A 16,761-nucleotide genomic window follows, 5' to 3' on the forward strand; every position below is an offset into this window, starting at 1 on the left:
GGCGCGCGGCCTGGGCCGACGACGGTGTGGACGGAGGGGCACCGGTCGGCTCAGGAACGGCCGGGCACAGAAGCGGTGAGCCGCTGTGCCCGGCCGTCTCCGGCCGGTCTTTGCGCCTGTCAGGCCTCGGCGTTGGCGACCGCGGCAGCCTGGCGCTGCTGCTCGGTCCGGACGACCGGCCGGCGCCTGGCCGGGACGCCGAGGGTCGGGTGCGCGACTCCCCACGCCGCGCCCTTGCAGACCAACTCCTTGTAGATGGCGGCGAAGCGGCCGGTAAGGGCCGCGCTCACGGCACGGTCGTCGGCGGTGACGTACTGGATGAGCCCTTCCCTGCGGCCCAGCGAGATGCACTGGTTGAAGTAGCGGAGCGGGGTCTTCGGCAGCTTCGTGCCGGTCAGGCGGGCCGCGATGGCGTCGGCGGCCTGCCATGCGGTGGGGACGCCGGAGGCGCACGACATCCGTAGCGGCTTGTCGCCCAGGCCCGCCACCAGGGCCGCGTCGCCGATGGCGTACACGTTCGGGTGCGAGAGCGAGCGCATGGTGGCGTCGACCACGATCTGGCCGTTGTCGGAGACTTCCAGCGTGGTCGCCTCGGCGATCGGGTGGACCGCGAAGCCGGCGGTCCAGACGGTGACGGAGGCGGGGATGGCGGTGCCGTCCTCGGTCGTGACGTGGTCGGCCGTCACCTCGGTGACCGCGGTGTGCTCGTGGACCGTGATGCCGAGCTTGCCGAACACCTTCCGCAGGTGCTCGCGGCCCTTGGGGGAGAGGGTGTCGCCGAGGCCGCTCCGGACGGCGAGGGCGATGTCGAGGTCCGGGCGGGCCTCGGCGAACTCGGTCGCGGCCTCCACGCCGGTGAGGCCGCCGCCGATGACGAGGACCTGCTGACCGGCGTCGAGACCGGCGAGGCGTTCGCGCAGGCGGAGTGCGCCGGGCCGGCCGGCGATCTCGTGGGCGTGCTCGGCGGTACCGGGGACGCCCTGGCTGTTCCAGCCGCTGCCGAGGGCGTACACGAGGGTGTCGTACGCGAGTTCCTCGGCACCGTTCGCGTCCACGACGGTGACCTGCTCCCGGTCCGCGTCGATGCCGGTCACCTTCGCGTACCTCAGCTCGACTCCGGTGCCCGCGAACATCTCGCTGAACGGCCTGGGCTCCAGCTCCTGGCCGACCGCCAACTGGTGCATCCGGACGCGCTCGACGAAGTCGGGTTCGGCGTTGACGAGGGTGATGGCGACGTCTTCGCGACGCAGCCGCTTGGCAAGGCGGCCGGCGGCGATGGCTCCCGAGTATCCGGCTCCGAGGACGATGATGCGGTGCTGCTGCTGCATTTCCCTGCTCCTGTCTCGCGCGGGTTCGCCTCTTGAACCGGGCAGCCCGCTGTTTCCTGACAGGTGAAGGGTGTGACCCGCGTCACACGGGGTTCAGAAGGCGCTGAACAGCGGTTCCCCATGGTCGGAGGCCGCCCAGCGCCGTGTCGCGCGTTCGAGTTTGTCGGGGTTGACCTGGCTACGGAACGCGGCGATGCCCTCCGCTGTGATCTCCGGACAGATGACGCCGATGACCCGCCCGTCGACGACCGCCAGGACGGCGGAGGTGCCGTTGGCGCTCGTGACGTAGATCTCGACCGTGCCGCCTGCGAGGGCGCGCTGGGCCTTGCCGGGCTTGAACAGACCGCGCATGAACTTCGCGACGGCGAGCGCCCCCTCGAACGCCTTGGCGCGGGCCGGGACCTTGCCACCGCCGTCGCCGATCGCGACGGCGTCCTCGGTCAGCAGCCGTACGAGCGGCTCGGTCCGGCCGGTGGTGGCGGCCGCGAGGAACTCCTCGACGATCCGACGGGCTGCCGCCTCGTCGATCTCGGTGCGGGCCGTGCCGTGCGCGATGTGCTTCTTGGCCCGGTGGAAGATCTGCTGGGCGGCGGCCTCGGTGAGGTCCAGGATCTCGGCGATCTCCCGGTGCGGGTAGCCGAAGGCCTCCCGCAGGACGTACACCGCCCGCTCGTTGGGGGAGAGGCGCTCCATGAGGGCGAGGACCGCGTACGAGACCGAGTCGCGCTGTTCGACGGTGTCGGCGGGGCCGAGCATCGGGTCTCCGGCGAGCAGCGGTTCCGGGAGCCATTGGCCCACGTACGTCTCGCGCCGGGCGCGGGCCGAGGTGAGCTGGTTGAGGCACAGGTTGGTGAGGACCTTCGTCAGCCAGGCCTCGGGGACCTCGATCCGGTGCACGTCGGCGGCCTGCCAGCGCAGGAACGTGTCCTGTACGGCGTCCTCGGCCTCGCTCGCGGAGCCCAGGAGGCGGTAGGCGATGGCCTCCAGGCGCGGCCTGGAGGCCTCGAACCGTTCCACGTCATCGACGGTCAGGCGCATGGCCCGGATCCTAACGCGCTCGGTGCGCGCGCGGCCGGAGTGATGCGGCATGCGGCCCGCCGGGGGTCTTCACGCGGCGGTCGGGCTGATGTTCTGGTTGGCGTGGAAGAAGTTGTCCGGGTCGTAGGTGTGCTTGACCGCGGCCAGGCGGTCGTACGTGCCGCGGTAGGTCGACCGGACGCGGTCCGGTTCCTCGGCCTCCCCGAGGAAGTTGATGTACGCGCCGCCCATGGAGTGGGGGTGCAGTTCGGTCCAGTAGTCGACGCACCACTGTCGGATCGGTCCGGCGTTGGCGGGGTCGGGGTCGATGCCCGCGATGACGCCGGACCACGTGGCGTCCCGGTAGGCCCAGGGTGTTTCGGTGGGGCCCACCCGGTGGGCGGCTCCGTCCACCGGGTACAGGTGCATCGTCGACAGGCCGGTGGGGAGGTTGCGGCCGTACTTCGCGTGCACCTCGATCGCCTTGTCGGAGATGGCGTCGAAGAAGTCGCCGCGCCAGTACCACTGCAGCCCCTTGGGGAGCAGGCCGTCGAACATGGACTGGAGGGCGGGGTACGGCATGGGGCTGGTGAAGTGGAAGGCCGGGGGTGCCGGGTCGTTGACCACCGAGAGCGTTTCCTCCAGGCGGCCTTCCGCCAGGTCGCCCGTGTAGCACCAGACGACACCGCACATCTTCTGCCCGTGGATCTCCTCCGGGAACGGGGGCGCGGGCGGCACGCTCAGGAGGGCGAAGAAGCCGTACAGGTCGTCCGGAGCGGCGGGCAGGAAGTCGCGGTACCAGCGCAGTACCTCGGCCGTGCGGTCGACCGGCCACACGGTGACCGCGACGCCGACCGTGTCCACCGGGTGCAGTCCGTAGGTGAACGAGGTGACCACGCCGAAGTTGCCGCCACCGCCCCGCAGGGCCCAGTACAGGTCGGGGTGGTCCGTCGCGGACGCGGTGACGAAGGTGCCGTCGGCCAGGACGACGTCCGCGGAGAGCAGGCTGTCGATCGTGAGGCCGTACGCACGGGTCAGGTAGCCGTGCCCGCCGCCCAGTGTGAGGCCGCCCACGCCCGTGGTCGACATGATCCCGGCCGGGACGCCGAGGCCGAAGCTGTGGGTGGCGTGGTCCAGATCGCCGAGCTGGCCGCCCCCTCCCACCTGCGCCGTACGCGCCTCGGGGTCGACGCGGACCCCGCGCATCGGGGACAGGTCGAGGGTCAGGCCGCCCTCGACCAGGCACAGGCCCGGCCCGCTGTGGCCGCCTCCGCGCACGGCCAGCTCGAGCCCCGCGTCCTGTGCGAAGGCGAGGGTGGCCCGTACGTCCGCCACGTCCGTGCACCGGGCGACGGCCGCGGGGCGCCGGTCGATCATGGCGTTGTACAGGCTGCGGCTCTCGTCGTAGTCCGCGTCCCCCGGCGCGACAACAGCCCCCCGCAACGTCGTGCGCAGGCTGTCGAGAGCAGTGCCGTCGATGCTGGTCATGGTGGAACACCTCTGAAGATCCTGGGATCGACCCGCCATATCCCAGTGTGACGCAGATCACAACGGTGGGCCAGATATGGGAACATGGCGGGTTCGTATCCGCCCGTATCCACGTCCGCAGTCAGGGAGTTCGCGCATGGGGTGGCAGTGCACCGGTCTTCGCTGGCCCGACGAGCGGGGCGGCCCTGTGCTCGGGTGGCGGAAGGGGCCGCAGGCACGGGCGAGCGCACTGGCGTACGGGACCGGGCTCGGGTTCCGGGCTGCCGGGGAGCGGATCTGCGTCGGTGCGCGGGGCAACGCCTGCCCGGTGGCGGCCCCGGTTCCGGAGCGCAGCACCGGCGCGCGGTGCGCGGAGTGCGGGCGGCTCGACCGGGCTCATTCGGTGGCCGCCGACACGATTCCGGACGATCCACGTACCTACCGCGTGTACCTGGCGTGGTTCGGGGCCGGGATGGTGAAGGTCGGGATCACCGCAGAGGAGCGGGGTGCGGCCCGGCTGCGGGAGCAGGGGGCGGTGGTCTTCAGCTGGCTGGGGCGGGGGCCGCTGATGGCGGCGCGGCGGGCCGAGGAGGTGCTGCGGGCCGCACTCGGGGTGCCGGACCGGATTCCGTACGCGCGCAAACGGGCGGTGCGCGGGGATCTGCCGGCGCGGGAGGAGCGGGCCGCCGAGGTGGCGGATCTGTACGGGCGGGCGGCGGCGCTCGACGGGCGCGGCTGGCCCGAGGCGCTGGAGCGGCTGCCGTTCGAGGCGGTCGACCATGCGGGGATCTTCGGGATCGACGCTCCCGCTGGGACGGGAGGGGCCTGGGGGCCCGGCGGTGTGGTGCGGGCGGTGACCGGGCTGGTGGACGGGGGAACGGTCGCGGGGCGGCTGGTCGCGGCGGCCGGGCCGGATCTGCATCTGGAGACCCTGGCGAACGGGATCGTCGTGGTGGACACCCGGCTGATGACCGGCTGGGCGCTGGCGGCGGCCGGTGCGGGGGCCGGGCTGAGCGTGCCGACCGTGGTGGTCGGGGGCGGCTCGTCGCAGACCGGGCTGTTCTGAGATCGTCAGGAGCGATCGAACGAGGGAGCGCCGTATGAGTGACGAACGCGATGACGTGGTGCGGTTCCGGGAGCGCCTCGGACTGCCCGGGATCATCGACGTGCACACGCACTTCATGCCGGAGCAGGTGCTCCGCAAGGTCTGGGCGTACTTCGACTCGGTCGGGCCGCTGACCGGGATGGAGTGGCCGATCGCCTACCGGCACGACGAGGACGAACGGCTCGCGCTGCTGCGTTCGTTCGGCGTGCTCCGGTTCACCTCGATGCTCTACCCGCACAAGGCGGGCATGGCGACCTGGCTGAACGACTGGGCGGCCGGCTTCGCCGGCCGGGTGCCCGACTGTCTGCACACCGCGACCTTCTTTCCGGAAGAGGGCGTCGAGAAGTACGTGGCGGAGGCGGTCGAGGACGGGGCACGGGTCTTCAAGTCGCACCTCCAGGTCGGGGCGTACGACCCGAACGATCCGCTGCTGGAGCCGGTGTGGGGACTGCTCGCCGAGGCCGGGGTCCCCGTGGTGATGCACTGCGGGTCCGGGCCCGCTCCCGGGAAGCACACCGGGCCCGGACCGGTCGGCCGGCTGCTCGCCCGGCATCCCCGGCTGCGGCTGATCGTGGCGCACATGGGGATGCCGGAGTACGCGGAGTTCCTGGCGCTCGCCGAGACGTACCGGGAGGTGCGGCTCGACACGACGATGGCGTTCACCGACTTCACGGAGGGCTTCACCCCCTTCCCGGCTGCGGAGCGCGGGCGGCTCGCGGCGCTCGGGGACCGGATCCTGCTGGGGACGGACTTCCCGAACATCCCGTATCCGTACGCCCACCAGTTGCACGCCCTGGAGCGGCTGGGGCTCGGGGACGACTGGCTGCGGGCGGTCTGTCACGACAACGCGAAGGCGCTCTTCGACTGCTGAGGCGGCAGTGGCCGCCGCCCGCGGGCTTTCTCAGGGAATTCACAGACTCGGGAAAGAACTCTCTCAGGGGCGTCTCACAGGGTGGGGCCATGACGACGACGACCTCGCCCCAGGGGCGTACCGAACTGCTCAGGCCGGACCGGACCCCTGTCCGGGTGCTGGTCGTGGACGACGAGGCCCCGCTGGCAGAGCTGCTCTCCATGGCGCTGCGCTACGAGGGCTGGGAGGTCCGCAGCGCGGGGGACGGGGCCGGGGCCCTGCGTACGGCCCGGGAGTTCCGGCCCGACGCGGTGATCCTCGACGTGATGCTGCCCGACACGGACGGGCTCGCCGTGCTCGGCCGGCTGCGCCGGGAGCTCTCCGAGGTGCCCGTGCTGTTCCTGACCGCCCGGGACTCCGTGGAGGACCGGATCGCCGGGCTCACGGCCGGCGGGGACGACTACGTCACCAAGCCGTTCAGCCTCGAGGAGGTCGTCGCCCGGCTGCGCGGCCTGATCCGGCGGTCCGGCACGGCGGCGGTACGCAGCGAGTCGACGCTCGTCGTCGGTGACCTGATGCTGGACGAGGACAGCCACGAGGTGAGCCGGGGCGGCGCGAACATCCACCTCACCGCGACCGAGTTCGAGCTCCTGCGCTTCCTCATGCGCAATCCGCGCCGGGTACTGAGCAAGGCGCAGATCCTGGACCGGGTCTGGAACTACGACTTCGGCGGGCAGGCCAACGTCGTCGAGCTCTACATCTCGTACCTGCGCAAGAAGATCGACGCCGGCAGGACGCCGATGATCCACACGCGGCGCGGCGCGGGGTATCTCATCAAGCCCGGTGAGTAGCGGCGTGACACGGCCGCGGAGGGGTCCGTGGACGCTGCGGACCAGGCTCGTCGTCTCGGCGGTTTCGCTGATCGCGGTCGTCGCGGCCGTGATCGGCACGGTCACCGCCATCGCCTTCCACACCTACATGTACGGGAAGCTGGACGGCCAGCTGCGCGACATAGCGATCCGGGCCGGCCGGGTGCCGGGTGCGCCCGGACCCGGCGGGCCCAAGGACAGCACCAAGGATCCGCTCGGCTTCATCGGCATGGGCGGCGGCCAGCCGCTCAGGACGTTCGGGGCGCTCACCGCGGACGGCGAGGTCACCGATTCGGCGGTCGCCAAGGCCGGCGGCTTCGACACCGCGGAGAACACCGAGCCGCTGACCGGTGCGCAGGAGGCCGCGCTGGAGGCGGCCCACGTCCCCGCGGACGGCCGGGCGCACGACGTCGAGCTGCCCGGGCTGGGGGGTTACCGGGTGCAGGCCGCGGCCCCCGCGAGCGACGGCACGACCGTCCTGGTCGGCATCCCGACCTCGGAGGTGAGCGGCGCCCTCAGCACCCTGATCCTCGTCGAGGTCTGCGTCACCGGCGCCGGGCTCATCGCCGCCGGGATCGCGGGCGCCGCCATGGTCGGCGTCGCCCTGCGACCGCTGCGACGGGTGGCCGCCACCGCGACGCGCGTCTCCGAACTGCCGTTGCACAGCGGCGAGGTCGCCCTCTTCGAGAGGGTCCCGGACGCCGAGGCCGACCCGCGCACCGAGGTCGGCCAGGTCGGCGCGGCCCTCAACAGGATGCTGGGCCACGTCGGTTCGGCCCTGGACGCGCGGCAGAGGAGCGAGATGCGGGTGCGCCAGTTCGTCGCCGACGCCAGCCACGAGCTGCGCACTCCCCTCGCCTCGATCCGCGGGTACGCCGAACTGACCCGGCGCGGGCGGGAGAACGCCGGACCCGACACCCGGCACGCGCTCGGGCGGATCGAGTCCGAGGCGCAGCGCATGACCGGGATGGTGGAGGATCTGCTGCTGCTCGCCCGGCTGGACGCGGGCCGGCCGCTCTCGTACGAGAGCACCGATCTCTCACCGCTCGTCGTAGACGCGGTGAGCGACGCCCGCGTCACGGGCCGGGCCGCCTCCGGGGACGGGTCCGGGCCCACCCACCACTGGCGGCTCGACCTCCCGGCGTCGCCCGCGACCGTGTGCGCCGACCCGACCAGGATCCAGCAGGTGCTGGTCAACCTGCTGGCCAACGCCCGTACGCACACCCCGCCCGGGACCACGGTCACGGCCCGGGTGCGCGCGGAGGCCGGGCACCCGTGGGTGACCCTGGAGGTCCAGGACGACGGCCCGGGCATCCCGGCCGAGCTGCTGCCGCACGTCTTCGAGCGGTTCGCGCGAGGTGACGCCTCGCGCTCCCGGCATGCCGGGTCCACCGGGCTCGGGCTCGCCATCGTGCAGGCCGTCACCGCCGCGCACGGCGGGGTCGCCGAGGTGCGTTCGGTACCGGGGGACACGGTGTTCGCCGTCCATCTGCCGGCGGACCGCGGGCCGGGAGCACCGTACGGAGGCGGCCCCTCCTACTCACAGTCGGACCACAGGCTCACCACACGGGTGTGACAGCGGGGTTGGCGAGTGTCGAAGCCATGCGAACAGACACTCCTTGGAGCACCTTGCCGGCCCGGGACCACCTCCTGGCCGGCGCGGGCGGTGCGGCAGGTGCCCCCGTACTCGATGTGGTGGTACCCGTATTCAACGAGGAGAAGGACCTGGAGCCGTGCGTGCTGCGGCTGCACGACCATCTGGCACGCACCTTCCCCTACGCCTTCCGGATCACCGTCGCGGACAACGCGAGCACCGACCGGACCCCCGAGGTGGCACAGCGCCTCGCCCGCGCGCTGCCCGGGGTGCGCGCCTACCGGCTGGAGGAGAAGGGCCGCGGACGGGCGCTGCGCACCGTCTGGTCGCACTCCGACGCCCCGGTCCTCGCCTATATGGACGTGGACCTGTCCACCGACCTCAACGCGCTGCTGCCGCTCGTCGCGCCGCTGATCTCCGGGCATTCGGACCTGGCGATCGGCTCGCGGCTGGCACGCAGCTCGCGGGTGGTGCGGGGGACGAAGCGGGAGTTCATCTCGCGGGCCTACAACATCATCCTGCGCTCGTCGCTGGCCGCCCGCTTCAGCGACGCACAGTGCGGGTTCAAGGCGATCCGGCGCGATGTCGCACAGCGGCTGCTGCCGATGGTCGAGGACACCGGCTGGTTCTTCGACACCGAGATGCTGGTGCTCGCCGAGCGGGCCGGGCTGCGCATCCACGAGGTGCCGGTCGACTGGGTCGACGACCCGGACTCGACCGTGCACATCGTGCGGACCGCCACCGAGGACCTGAAGGGCGTGTGGCGGGTGGGGCGCGCGCTGGCCGTCGGCGCACTGCCGCTGGACCGGCTGGCGCGGCCCTTCGGCGACGACCCGCGCGACCGTGGAATCGGCGGGGTGCCGGGCGGACTGGCCCGGCAACTGGTCGGATTCTGCGTCGTGGGCGCCTTCTCGACGCTCGTCTACCTGGCCCTGTACTCGCTCTTCCGGCAGGGCGTCGGCCCGCAGCTCGCCAACGGCGGCGCGCTGCTCGTGTCGGCCGTCGCCAACACCGCAGCCAACCGGCGGCTCACCTTCGGAGTACGCGGCCGGGGTGGAGCGGTGCGCCACCAGGCACAGGGCCTGGTGGTCTTCGCCATCGGGCTGGCCCTGACGAGCGGTTCGCTCGCCGCGCTGGGCGCGGCCTCGGGTTCGCCCTCGCACGGCACCGAACTCGCCGTGCTGGTCGCGGCCAACCTCGCGGCGACGGTGCTGCGCTTCCTGCTCTTCCGCGCCTGGGTCTTCCCGGACCGCGACCGGGGCGGTGACGCGGGGCGCCCGGCGGACGCCCCGGCGCCCCGCCCGGCCGCCGGGCCGGCCGACGACACCCACCACGAACTGAGGAACGTCCGATGACCACGCTCGATCACCTCCCGGCCCAGCCCCGGACGGCCGGCTCGCCGCCCCACGGGCTGACGGGCGGCTCGCTGCCGCACCGCGTGTGGCGCGGCCGGCCCGAGGACCCCCGCTGGGTGCGCCCGGCCTTCCTCTCCCTCGTGCTGGTCATCACGCTGGCGTACCTGTGGAACCTCAGCGCGTCCGGCTACGCCAACTCCTTCTACTCCGCGGCCGTGCAGGCAGGCAGCCGGAGCTGGAAGGCCTTCTTCTTCGGTTCGCTGGACTCGGCCAACGCCATCACCGTCGACAAGCCATCGGCCACGCTGTGGCCGATGGCGCTGTCGGTACGGATCTTCGGTCTGAGCTCCTGGGCGATCCTTGCCCCCCAGGTACTGATGGGTGCGGCCACGGCAGGCGTGCTCTACGCCTCCGTACGCCGCCGCTTCAGCGCCGCCGCCGGGCTGATCACCATGGCGGTGTTCGCGCTCACGCCCGTCGCCGCGCTGATGTTCCGGTTCAACAATCCGGACGCGCTGCTGGCGTTGCTGATGACCGTCACCGTCTACTGCGTGCTGCGTGCGATGGAGAACGGCCGCACCAAGTGGCTGGTCTGGGCGGGCGTCGCCGTCGGTCTGGCGTTCCTCTCCAAGACGCTGCAGGCCTTCCTGATCCTGCCGCCGCTGGCCGTCCTGTACGCGGTGGGCGCACCGGTCTCCGTACGCAGGCGGTTCGGCCAGCTCGGCCTCTCGGCGCTGGCCATGGCCGCGGCCGGCGGCTGGTGGGTGGCGGTCGTCGAGTTGTGGCCCGCCTCCTCGCGGCCCTACATCGGCGGATCGCAGAACAACTCGTTCCTGGAGCTGACCTTCGGCTACAACGGGCTCGGCCGGATCAACGGCGAGGAGACCGGCAGCGTGGGCGGTGGCGGCGGCCCGGGCGGCGGCTCGGGCGGGCAGTGGGGCGAGACCGGCATCGGCCGGATGTTCAACTCCGAGATCGGCAGCCAGATCTCCTGGTTGCTGCCCGCCGCACTGATCCTGCTGGTCGCGGGTGTCTGGCTGACCTGGCGGGCAGGGGGGGACCTCCCAGGCGTCAAGCGCCGGGGGAGGACGGACCCGGCCCGGGCGGCCTTTCTCGCCTGGGGCAGTTCGCTGCTGATGACCGCGGCCGTGTTCAGCTTCATGGCCGGCATCTTCCACCAGTACTACACGGTGGCCCTGGCCCCCTACCTCGCGGCGCTGATCGGCATGGGCACCACGGTCCTGTGGGAGGAGCGGTCCCGCTGGTGGGCGGGTGCCACGCTCGCGGTCACGGTGGGCGAGACGGCGTACTGGTCCTACGTGCTGCTGGGGCGGACCCCGGACTACCAGCCGTGGCTGCGGCCCACGGTGCTCGCGGTCGGGACCGTCGGTGCGCTGGGCCTGCTGTTCGTCGCCCGGCTGGGGCGCCAACTGGCGCTCACCGCCGTGGGCCTGGGCTTCGCCGCCTCGCTGGCCGGCCCGACCGCGTACACCGTGAGCACGCTGAACACCGGACACCAGGGCTCGATCGTCACGGCGGGCCCGTCCTCCGGCGGGATGGGCGGCCCCGGCGGGGGCGGTGGCCGTGGCCCCGGTGGTGGCGGCATGCAGCCTCCCGGGCAGGGCGCCCAGCGGGGCAACCAGCAGGGCGGCGGCATGGGGCAGCCCCCGACCGTCACCCCGCCCGGCCAGGGCCAGAACCAGGGCATGCCCGGCACGGCGCGGAACGGGCAGCAGCCCGGAGCGGTGCCCGGCACGGGTGAAGGCATCCGAGGCGGTGGCGGTGGCGGCATGGGCGGACTGCTCAACGGCGCATCCGTCGGCGCCGAGGCCAAGAAGCTCCTGGAGACGGACGCCGACGACTACACCTGGGCCGCCGCGGCCATCGGCTCGCAGAACGCCGCCAGTTACCAGCTGGCCACCGGCGACCCGGTGATGGCGATCGGCGGCTTCAACGGGAGCGACCCCTCCCCGACGCTCTCCCAGTTCAAGAAGTACGCCGAGGACGGCCGGATCCACTACTTCATCTCGAGTGGCACGGGCGGCGGTGGCGGCATGGGCGGCAGCAGCGGCACCTCGTCGCAGATCTCCACCTGGGTGCAGAAGACCTACGAGGAGGTCACGGTCGGCAGCGCCACGTTCTACGACCTGACCCGGCCCGCGAGCAGCTGAGGCTCAGCGCCGCAGCAACAGGTCCGCGACAACGGGGCGGTGGTCCGAGGCGAGTGTCTCGGCCACCGCCGCGTCGCGTACCCGGACGGTGTTCCTCGAGACCGCCACGTAGTCGATCCGCTGGACCGGGTTCAGTGCCGGGTAGGTGGGGCCGCCGGGCTCCACGTCGGTGAGCGTCTCCCACAGCGGGGCCAGTTCCGGAGCGGTCGGGGCCGCGTTGAAGTCGCCGAGCAGGATCTGGTGGACCGGCCGCCGCTCCGACTCCTGGTCCTGCGCCATGATCCGGCGGGTGTCGGCCACCTGGGCGATCCGGACGGACGGGTCGCCGCGGTAGTCCAGGTGCGTCGCGTACACGTGCACGAGGACCCCCCTCACCCGCAGCACGACCTCGCCGAAGCCGGGCGCGAGCGCCGGGACCGGGTTCGGGTCCTGGGTGGAGAGCCGGGTGATGTCGTGGTTCTCGGCGCTCACGAACCGGTGCCGGGACAGCACGGCGACGCCGAACTCCCGTCTGGGGGCGCCCGCAGCCGCCGGATCGAGGCTGTAGATCGGGGCGAACGACACCCGCATGCCCAGCCGCCGCGCCAGCTCGGCCGCCAGGTCCCGCCCCTGACTGCGGTCGCCCCAGTGGACGTCGACCTCCTGGAGCCCGATCACGTCCGCGTCCAGTGAGCGGAGCTCGGCCACCTGCCGGTCGAGATCGAAGACGTTGTCCATGCCGGCCCCCGCATGGATGTTGTACGTGGCGACGCGCAGGGGCACCAGCTGCCCCTGACCGTGCCCCGCGGCTGCCGCGGGCGGCGCGATCGCCGTCCCCAACAGGCCTGCGGCCAGCAGGACTTCCACCGTACGACGACGCAGTGACATGCCACTCCAGCCCTAGTCGGATCAGCGACCGGAAACGTACCGCGGGAAAGCCGGTTGTATGTGTCCCCTGCACAGCTATACGGTGTACATCTCGTTCCTGTACACCGTATAAGAAGCCGACCGAACGCCTGGGAGTCCGTATGACGGCGACCTCCGCCGAGCCGAACCGCCTCGCGGCGCCGAGCCATCCGCAGCGCTGGCTGATCCTCGGCGTCATCTGCCTCGCCCAGCTCACCGTGCTGCTGGACAACACCGTCCTCAACGTCGCCATCCCCTCCCTCACCCGGGAGCTGGACGCCTCCACCGCCGATGTGCAGTGGATGATCAACGCCTACTCGCTCGTCCAGTCGGGGCTCCTGCTGACCGCGGGCAGCTCGGCCGACCGCTACGGGCGCAAGAAGATGCTCATCGCCGGGCTCGCCCTGTTCGGGATCGGCTCGCTGGTGGCCGGGCTCGCCCAGTCGTCCGCCCAGCTGATCGCCGCCCGGGCCGGCATGGGCATCGGCGGAGCGCTGCTGATGACCACGACCCTGGCCGTCGTCGTCCAGATCTTCGACGACAGCGAACGGGTGAAGGCGATCGGCATCTGGTCGACCGTCAGTTCCCTCGGCTTCGCCGTCGGGCCGCTGATCGGCGGGGTCATGCTCGACCACTTCTGGTGGGGCGCGATCTTCCTGATCAACATCCCGGTCGCGGTGATCGGCCTGGTGGCCGTGGCCCGGCTGGTCCCCGAGTCGAAGAACCCGAGCGGCGAGCGCCCCGACCTGCTCGGCGCGCTGCTCTCCACCATCGGAATGGCCGCGGTCGTGTACGCGATCATCTCCGGGCCGGAACACGGCTGGACCTCCGGCCGGGTGCTGCTCACCGCCTTCGTCGGCGTGGCCGTCCTCACCGGCTTCGTGCTGTGGGAGCTGCACATCCCGTACCCGATGCTGGACATGCACTTCTTCCGCAACCAGCGCTTCATCGGCGCGGTCGCGGGCGCGATCCTGGTCGCGTTCGGGATGGGGGGCTCGCTCTTCCTGCTCACCCAGCAGCTCCAGTTCGTGCTCGGCTACGGCCCGCTGGAGGCCGGCCTGCGCACGGCACCGCTGGCGCTGAGCGTCGTCGCGCTCAACCTCACCGGGCTGGGCGCGCGGCTGGTGCCCAGGCTCGGCACGCCCGTCACCATCGCCTCCGGGATGGGGCTGCTCGCCGCGGGACTGGGCGCGATCGCGCTGCTGGGAGGGGACGGCTACGGCGGGACGCTGCTCGGGCTGGTCGTGATGGGCGCGGGCATCGCGCTCGCCATGCCCGCCATGGCCAACGCGATCATGAGCGCCATCCCGCCCGAGAAGGCCGGCGTCGGCGCCGGCGTCAACGGCACCCTCGCCGAGTGCGGCAACGGCCTCGGGGTCGCGGTGCTCGGCGCGGTCCTGAACTCCCGCTTCGCGGCGCTCGTCCCGTCGGCCGTCGGCGCGGCCTCGCTGCCCGCCGCCCTGGCCGCGGCGGGCGGAGAGGGAGAGCGGCAGCGGATCACCGACGCGTTCTCCTCGGGCCTGGAGACCAGCATGCTGGTCGGGGCCGTGGCCGTGCTGGCCGGCGGCCTGCTGGCCGCGGTGCTGCTGCGCCGGGCCGAGCGAGGAGAATCGGATCGGGCTGAACCGGCCGCGGCAGCGGCATAGCATCGGACGGGGCCCACCGGACCGTACTGTTCCGCTTCCGGCGTGGAGGGCATGTGTCCGGGGTGCCCCACCGGCGAGACGAGGGAGTGCGCCATGGTGTCCGCGGCCGACCGCGCGAAGGACCCTGCCCGGACCAGTGTGTGGCTGAACCACCGGCCACCCTCGCGCGCCAGGAAATCGGACCAGCCCGCGGGGCTCGACCGCGACCGGATCACCGCCGCAACGGTCCGGCTGCTGGACGCCGAGGGACTGGCCAAGTTCTCCATGCGCCGGCTCGCCGCCGAGCTCGACGTCACGGCGATGTCCCTCTACTGGTACGTCGACACCAAGGACGACCTGCTGGAACTGGCCCTCGACTCGGTCTACAGCGAGATCGAGCCACCGGGGGAGGACGGCCCCTGGGAGGTGCGGCTGCGCGCGCTGGCGGCCACGTACCGGAAGCTGTTGGTCCGGCACGTCTGGGTCTCGCCGCTGACCGGGAAGTTCCTCAACATGGGTCCGCACGCGATGCTCATGGCGTACGCCATCCAGGACGCGATCCGCGCGACCGGTCTGCCGTTGCGCCGGCAGACCGGCGCGCTCTCCGCGGTCTTCCAGTTCGTGTACGGATTCGGCACCGTCGAGGCCCAGTTCGCTCAGCGCAGCGCCGAGGCGGGGCTCACCCAGGACGAGTACTTCCAGCAGGCGATGTCGGCCATCCGGGGCCAGCCGCAGCTGGGCCGGATCGTGGAGACCTCGCAGGACCTCATCACGGCGCGGGGCGCCGACACCGTGGACGAGATGTACGAGCGGGACTTCACGTTCGCGCTCGACCTGCTCATCGCGGGCATCGACGCGATGCGCGAGCGGGAGCGGTCCGCGGACGCCTAAGGGCTGTCCCGCAATTCCTGGCGGGCGCACGACGACAGCTACGGCACCTCGCCGCGTTGTCGAAACGCCCGAATACATCCAGCATGCGGGCGCCTCTCCGCCTTGCGATGCACCGCATCTGACGCCGCGCGCTGATCCACCAGGAATTGCGGGACAGCCCTTAGGAGCTGTCCCCGTCAGTAGCCGCGGTCCGTGTCCACGGTGAGCGCGGGAACCCGGCCCGCCGTCAGTTCCCGCAGGCAGGCGGCGAAGTCCGCGACGATGTCCTCGTCCGCCGTGATGCCCGCGGAGTGCGAGGTGATCACCGTACGGGGCAGGCGCCAGCAGGCGTCGCCGGGCGCGGCCGGCTCGTCGGGCAGCACGTCGAGCACCGCGCGCCCCACCGATCCCGCGTGCAGCGCCGCCTCCAGCGCCACCAGGTCGACGGTCGCACCCCGGCCCACGTTGAGGAACGTGGCCCCGCCCATGCCGGCGAACCGGGCCGCCCCGAAGTACCCGGCCGTCGCCCCGGTCAGCGGGAGCGCGGAGACCACCCAGCGGGCGGCCACCGGCTCGTCCGCCACGGCCAGCGCGTCGAAGCCCGGCGGCACCGCGCGCCGGGTGCGGGCCACGCCCACCGTCCGGATGCCGCACGACCGCAGCAGCCCGGCGACGGCCGAACCGATCCGGCCGGTGCCGTGCACCACGGCCGTCTGTCCGGCGACGAGTTCCGAAGGGATGCGGCACCACTCGGCGCGGGCGTGCTGCGCGGCGAACTCCGGGACGGACTGGCACTCGGCCAGCACCCAGGCCAGCACGTACTGCGCGATCCGCTCGCCCATCCGGCCCACCGTCCGGGTGAGCAGCGCCCCGGCGTGCCACGGCCCGGCGCCCAGCAGGGCATCCGTACCGGCGTTCACGCTGTGGAACCACAGCAGGCCGTCCCCGCGCAGCGCGTCGGGCAGCGAGGCCCCCACGTACACGAAGGGACCGCCGTCGGCCGAACCGTCGCGCTCCACGGGCCGCCCGGCCGCCCGCCCCAGGGCCTCGGCCGCCGAGGGGCTCACTTCGGGGCCGGCCAGCAGCCGGGCCCGGGCGAGCGGTTCGGGCCGGGGCAGGGAGACCGCCACCCCGGTCAGCTGTCCGAGGCCAGGTGTGCGGGGAAGCCGCCCGTGGCGATCGGCCCCCATCGCTCGGGGGTGATCCGGATGATCGACTTGCCCTGCTTGACCATCGCCGCCCGGTACTCGTCCCAGTCGGGGTGCTCCCCCGAGATGTTCCGGAAGTACTCGACGAGCGGCTCGACCGAATCCGGTGAGGCGATCACCTCGGCCGAGCCGTCGATCTGGACCCACGGCCCGTTCCACTCGTCCGACAGGACGATCACGCTCACCCGCTCGTCCCGCTTGGCGTTGCGGGTCTTGGCCCGTTCGGGGTACGTCGAGACGACGATCCGGCCGGCGTCGTCGACGCCGCAGGTGAGCGGCGAGCCCTGGGGGCGGCCGTCGGACCGGGTGGTCAGCAGGATCGCCCGGTGCCGGGGCCGTACGAACGCCAGCAAGTCGTCGAGTTCCACGGCGGTGTTGGTCGCGATGTTGGTTGCCATGGAACCGACCCTACGACCG

Annotated in this window: 14 protein-coding genes; 8 read left to right on the plus strand and 6 right to left on the minus strand. The window is 72.5% G+C overall.

Annotation, left to right across the window (positions count from 1 at the left end):
* Nucleotides 1-119 precede the first annotated feature (119 nt).
* The 3 genes from ABZ434_RS03280 to ABZ434_RS03290 form a co-directional block, all read right to left on the minus strand.
* The gene (locus tag ABZ434_RS03280; RefSeq protein WP_359131732.1) at nucleotides 120-1,328 is read right to left on the minus strand and encodes an FAD-dependent oxidoreductase; all 1,209 of its coding nucleotides are present in this window, start codon (nucleotides 1,326-1,328) and stop codon (nucleotides 120-122) included.
* 93 nt (nucleotides 1,329-1,421) lie between these two features.
* Nucleotides 1,422-2,366, minus strand: a complete 945-nt coding sequence (locus ABZ434_RS03285) for an RNA polymerase sigma-70 factor (RefSeq protein WP_359131733.1) — start codon at nucleotides 2,364-2,366, stop codon at nucleotides 1,422-1,424.
* A gap of 69 nt (nucleotides 2,367-2,435) precedes the next feature.
* Nucleotides 2,436-3,833 (minus strand): FAD-binding oxidoreductase, encoded by a 1,398-nt coding sequence (locus ABZ434_RS03290; protein WP_359131734.1) that lies wholly within the window; start codon nucleotides 3,831-3,833, stop codon nucleotides 2,436-2,438.
* A gap of 136 nt (nucleotides 3,834-3,969) precedes the next feature.
* On the opposite strand from ABZ434_RS03290, the gene ABZ434_RS03295 reads away from it, so the two are divergent.
* The 6 genes from ABZ434_RS03295 (at nucleotide 3,970) to ABZ434_RS03320 (ending at nucleotide 11,756) form a co-directional block, all read left to right on the plus strand.
* Nucleotides 3,970-4,878 (plus strand): DUF2797 domain-containing protein, encoded by a 909-nt coding sequence (locus tag ABZ434_RS03295; RefSeq protein WP_359131737.1) that lies wholly within the window; start codon nucleotides 3,970-3,972, stop codon nucleotides 4,876-4,878.
* 34 nt (nucleotides 4,879-4,912) lie between these two features.
* On the plus strand, nucleotides 4,913-5,788 hold the full coding sequence (locus tag ABZ434_RS03300; RefSeq protein WP_359131738.1) for an amidohydrolase family protein: 876 nt from the start codon (nucleotides 4,913-4,915) through the stop codon (nucleotides 5,786-5,788).
* Nucleotides 5,789-5,877: 89 nt separating this feature from the next.
* Nucleotides 5,878-6,618 carry a response regulator transcription factor gene (locus tag ABZ434_RS03305; protein ID WP_136329682.1) on the plus strand — a complete coding sequence of 247 codons (741 nt, stop codon included), beginning with the start codon at nucleotides 5,878-5,880 and terminating at the stop codon, nucleotides 6,616-6,618.
* Between the two features lie 4 nt (nucleotides 6,619-6,622).
* Entirely contained in the window at nucleotides 6,623-8,212 is a 1,590-nt protein-coding gene (locus ABZ434_RS03310; RefSeq protein ID WP_359131739.1) for a HAMP domain-containing sensor histidine kinase, read from the plus strand.
* Nucleotides 8,213-8,238: 26 nt separating this feature from the next.
* Nucleotides 8,239-9,585, plus strand: a complete 1,347-nt coding sequence (locus tag ABZ434_RS03315; RefSeq protein WP_359131740.1) for a bifunctional glycosyltransferase family 2/GtrA family protein — start codon at nucleotides 8,239-8,241, stop codon at nucleotides 9,583-9,585.
* Nucleotides 9,582-11,756, plus strand: coding sequence for a glycosyltransferase family 39 protein (locus ABZ434_RS03320; protein WP_359131741.1), 2,175 nt, complete (start codon nucleotides 9,582-9,584; stop codon nucleotides 11,754-11,756). Before ABZ434_RS03315 ends, ABZ434_RS03320 begins: the two co-directional genes overlap by 4 nt.
* A gap of 3 nt (nucleotides 11,757-11,759) precedes the next feature.
* On the opposite strand, the gene ABZ434_RS03325 is transcribed toward ABZ434_RS03320, so the two are convergent.
* Nucleotides 11,760-12,623, minus strand: a complete 864-nt coding sequence (locus ABZ434_RS03325; RefSeq protein ID WP_359131744.1) for an endonuclease/exonuclease/phosphatase family protein — start codon at nucleotides 12,621-12,623, stop codon at nucleotides 11,760-11,762.
* 140 nt (nucleotides 12,624-12,763) lie between these two features.
* Here ABZ434_RS03325 and ABZ434_RS03330 point away from each other — a divergent pair, with 140 nt between their 5' ends.
* Together ABZ434_RS03330 and ABZ434_RS03335 are read left to right on the plus strand one after the other, a co-directional pair.
* Nucleotides 12,764-14,287 (plus strand): MFS transporter, encoded by a 1,524-nt coding sequence (locus tag ABZ434_RS03330; RefSeq protein WP_359131745.1) that lies wholly within the window; start codon nucleotides 12,764-12,766, stop codon nucleotides 14,285-14,287.
* A gap of 93 nt (nucleotides 14,288-14,380) precedes the next feature.
* Nucleotides 14,381-15,157: a TetR/AcrR family transcriptional regulator gene (locus tag ABZ434_RS03335; protein ID WP_359131746.1), complete on the plus strand. Its 777-nt coding sequence runs from the start codon at nucleotides 14,381-14,383 to the stop codon at nucleotides 15,155-15,157.
* Nucleotides 15,158-15,333: 176 nt separating this feature from the next.
* Here ABZ434_RS03335 and ABZ434_RS03340 read toward each other — a convergent pair whose 3' ends face one another.
* A complete protein-coding gene (locus tag ABZ434_RS03340) occupies nucleotides 15,334-16,326 on the minus strand; it encodes an NAD(P)-dependent oxidoreductase (protein ID WP_359131747.1) in 993 nt (330 codons plus the stop codon).
* Entirely contained in the window at nucleotides 16,272-16,742 is a 471-nt protein-coding gene (locus tag ABZ434_RS03345) for a PPOX class F420-dependent oxidoreductase (RefSeq protein ID WP_359131748.1), read from the minus strand. The genes ABZ434_RS03340 and ABZ434_RS03345 overlap by 55 nt, the downstream gene beginning before the upstream one ends.
* Nucleotides 16,743-16,761 lie beyond the last annotated feature (19 nt).

This window comes from Streptomyces sp. NPDC005761 (assembly GCF_040630635.1).
Taxonomy (GTDB): domain Bacteria; phylum Actinomycetota; class Actinomycetes; order Streptomycetales; family Streptomycetaceae; genus Streptomyces.

Excerpts from the sequence above, each read along its gene's own strand:
- ABZ434_RS03280 (WP_359131732.1), bottom strand. The coding sequence starts at position 1,328 with ATGCAGCAGCAGCACCGCATCATCGTCCTCGGAGCCGGATACTCGGGA.
- ABZ434_RS03285 (WP_359131733.1), bottom strand. The coding sequence starts at position 2,366 with ATGCGCCTGACCGTCGATGACGTGGAACGGTTCGAGGCCTCCAGGCCG.
- ABZ434_RS03290 (WP_359131734.1), bottom strand. The coding sequence starts at position 3,833 with ATGACCAGCATCGACGGCACTGCTCTCGACAGCCTGCGCACGACGTTG.
- ABZ434_RS03295 (WP_359131737.1), top strand. The coding sequence starts at position 3,970 with ATGGGGTGGCAGTGCACCGGTCTTCGCTGGCCCGACGAGCGGGGCGGC.
- ABZ434_RS03300 (WP_359131738.1), top strand. The coding sequence starts at position 4,913 with ATGAGTGACGAACGCGATGACGTGGTGCGGTTCCGGGAGCGCCTCGGA.
- ABZ434_RS03305 (WP_136329682.1), top strand. The coding sequence starts at position 5,878 with ATGACGACGACGACCTCGCCCCAGGGGCGTACCGAACTGCTCAGGCCG.
- ABZ434_RS03315 (WP_359131740.1), top strand. The coding sequence starts at position 8,239 with ATGCGAACAGACACTCCTTGGAGCACCTTGCCGGCCCGGGACCACCTC.
- ABZ434_RS03320 (WP_359131741.1), top strand. The coding sequence starts at position 9,582 with ATGACCACGCTCGATCACCTCCCGGCCCAGCCCCGGACGGCCGGCTCG.
- ABZ434_RS03325 (WP_359131744.1), bottom strand. The coding sequence starts at position 12,623 with ATGTCACTGCGTCGTCGTACGGTGGAAGTCCTGCTGGCCGCAGGCCTG.
- ABZ434_RS03330 (WP_359131745.1), top strand. The coding sequence starts at position 12,764 with ATGACGGCGACCTCCGCCGAGCCGAACCGCCTCGCGGCGCCGAGCCAT.
- ABZ434_RS03335 (WP_359131746.1), top strand. The coding sequence starts at position 14,381 with ATGGTGTCCGCGGCCGACCGCGCGAAGGACCCTGCCCGGACCAGTGTG.
- ABZ434_RS03340 (WP_359131747.1), bottom strand. The coding sequence starts at position 16,326 with ATGGGGGCCGATCGCCACGGGCGGCTTCCCCGCACACCTGGCCTCGGA.
- ABZ434_RS03345 (WP_359131748.1), bottom strand. The coding sequence starts at position 16,742 with ATGGCAACCAACATCGCGACCAACACCGCCGTGGAACTCGACGACTTG.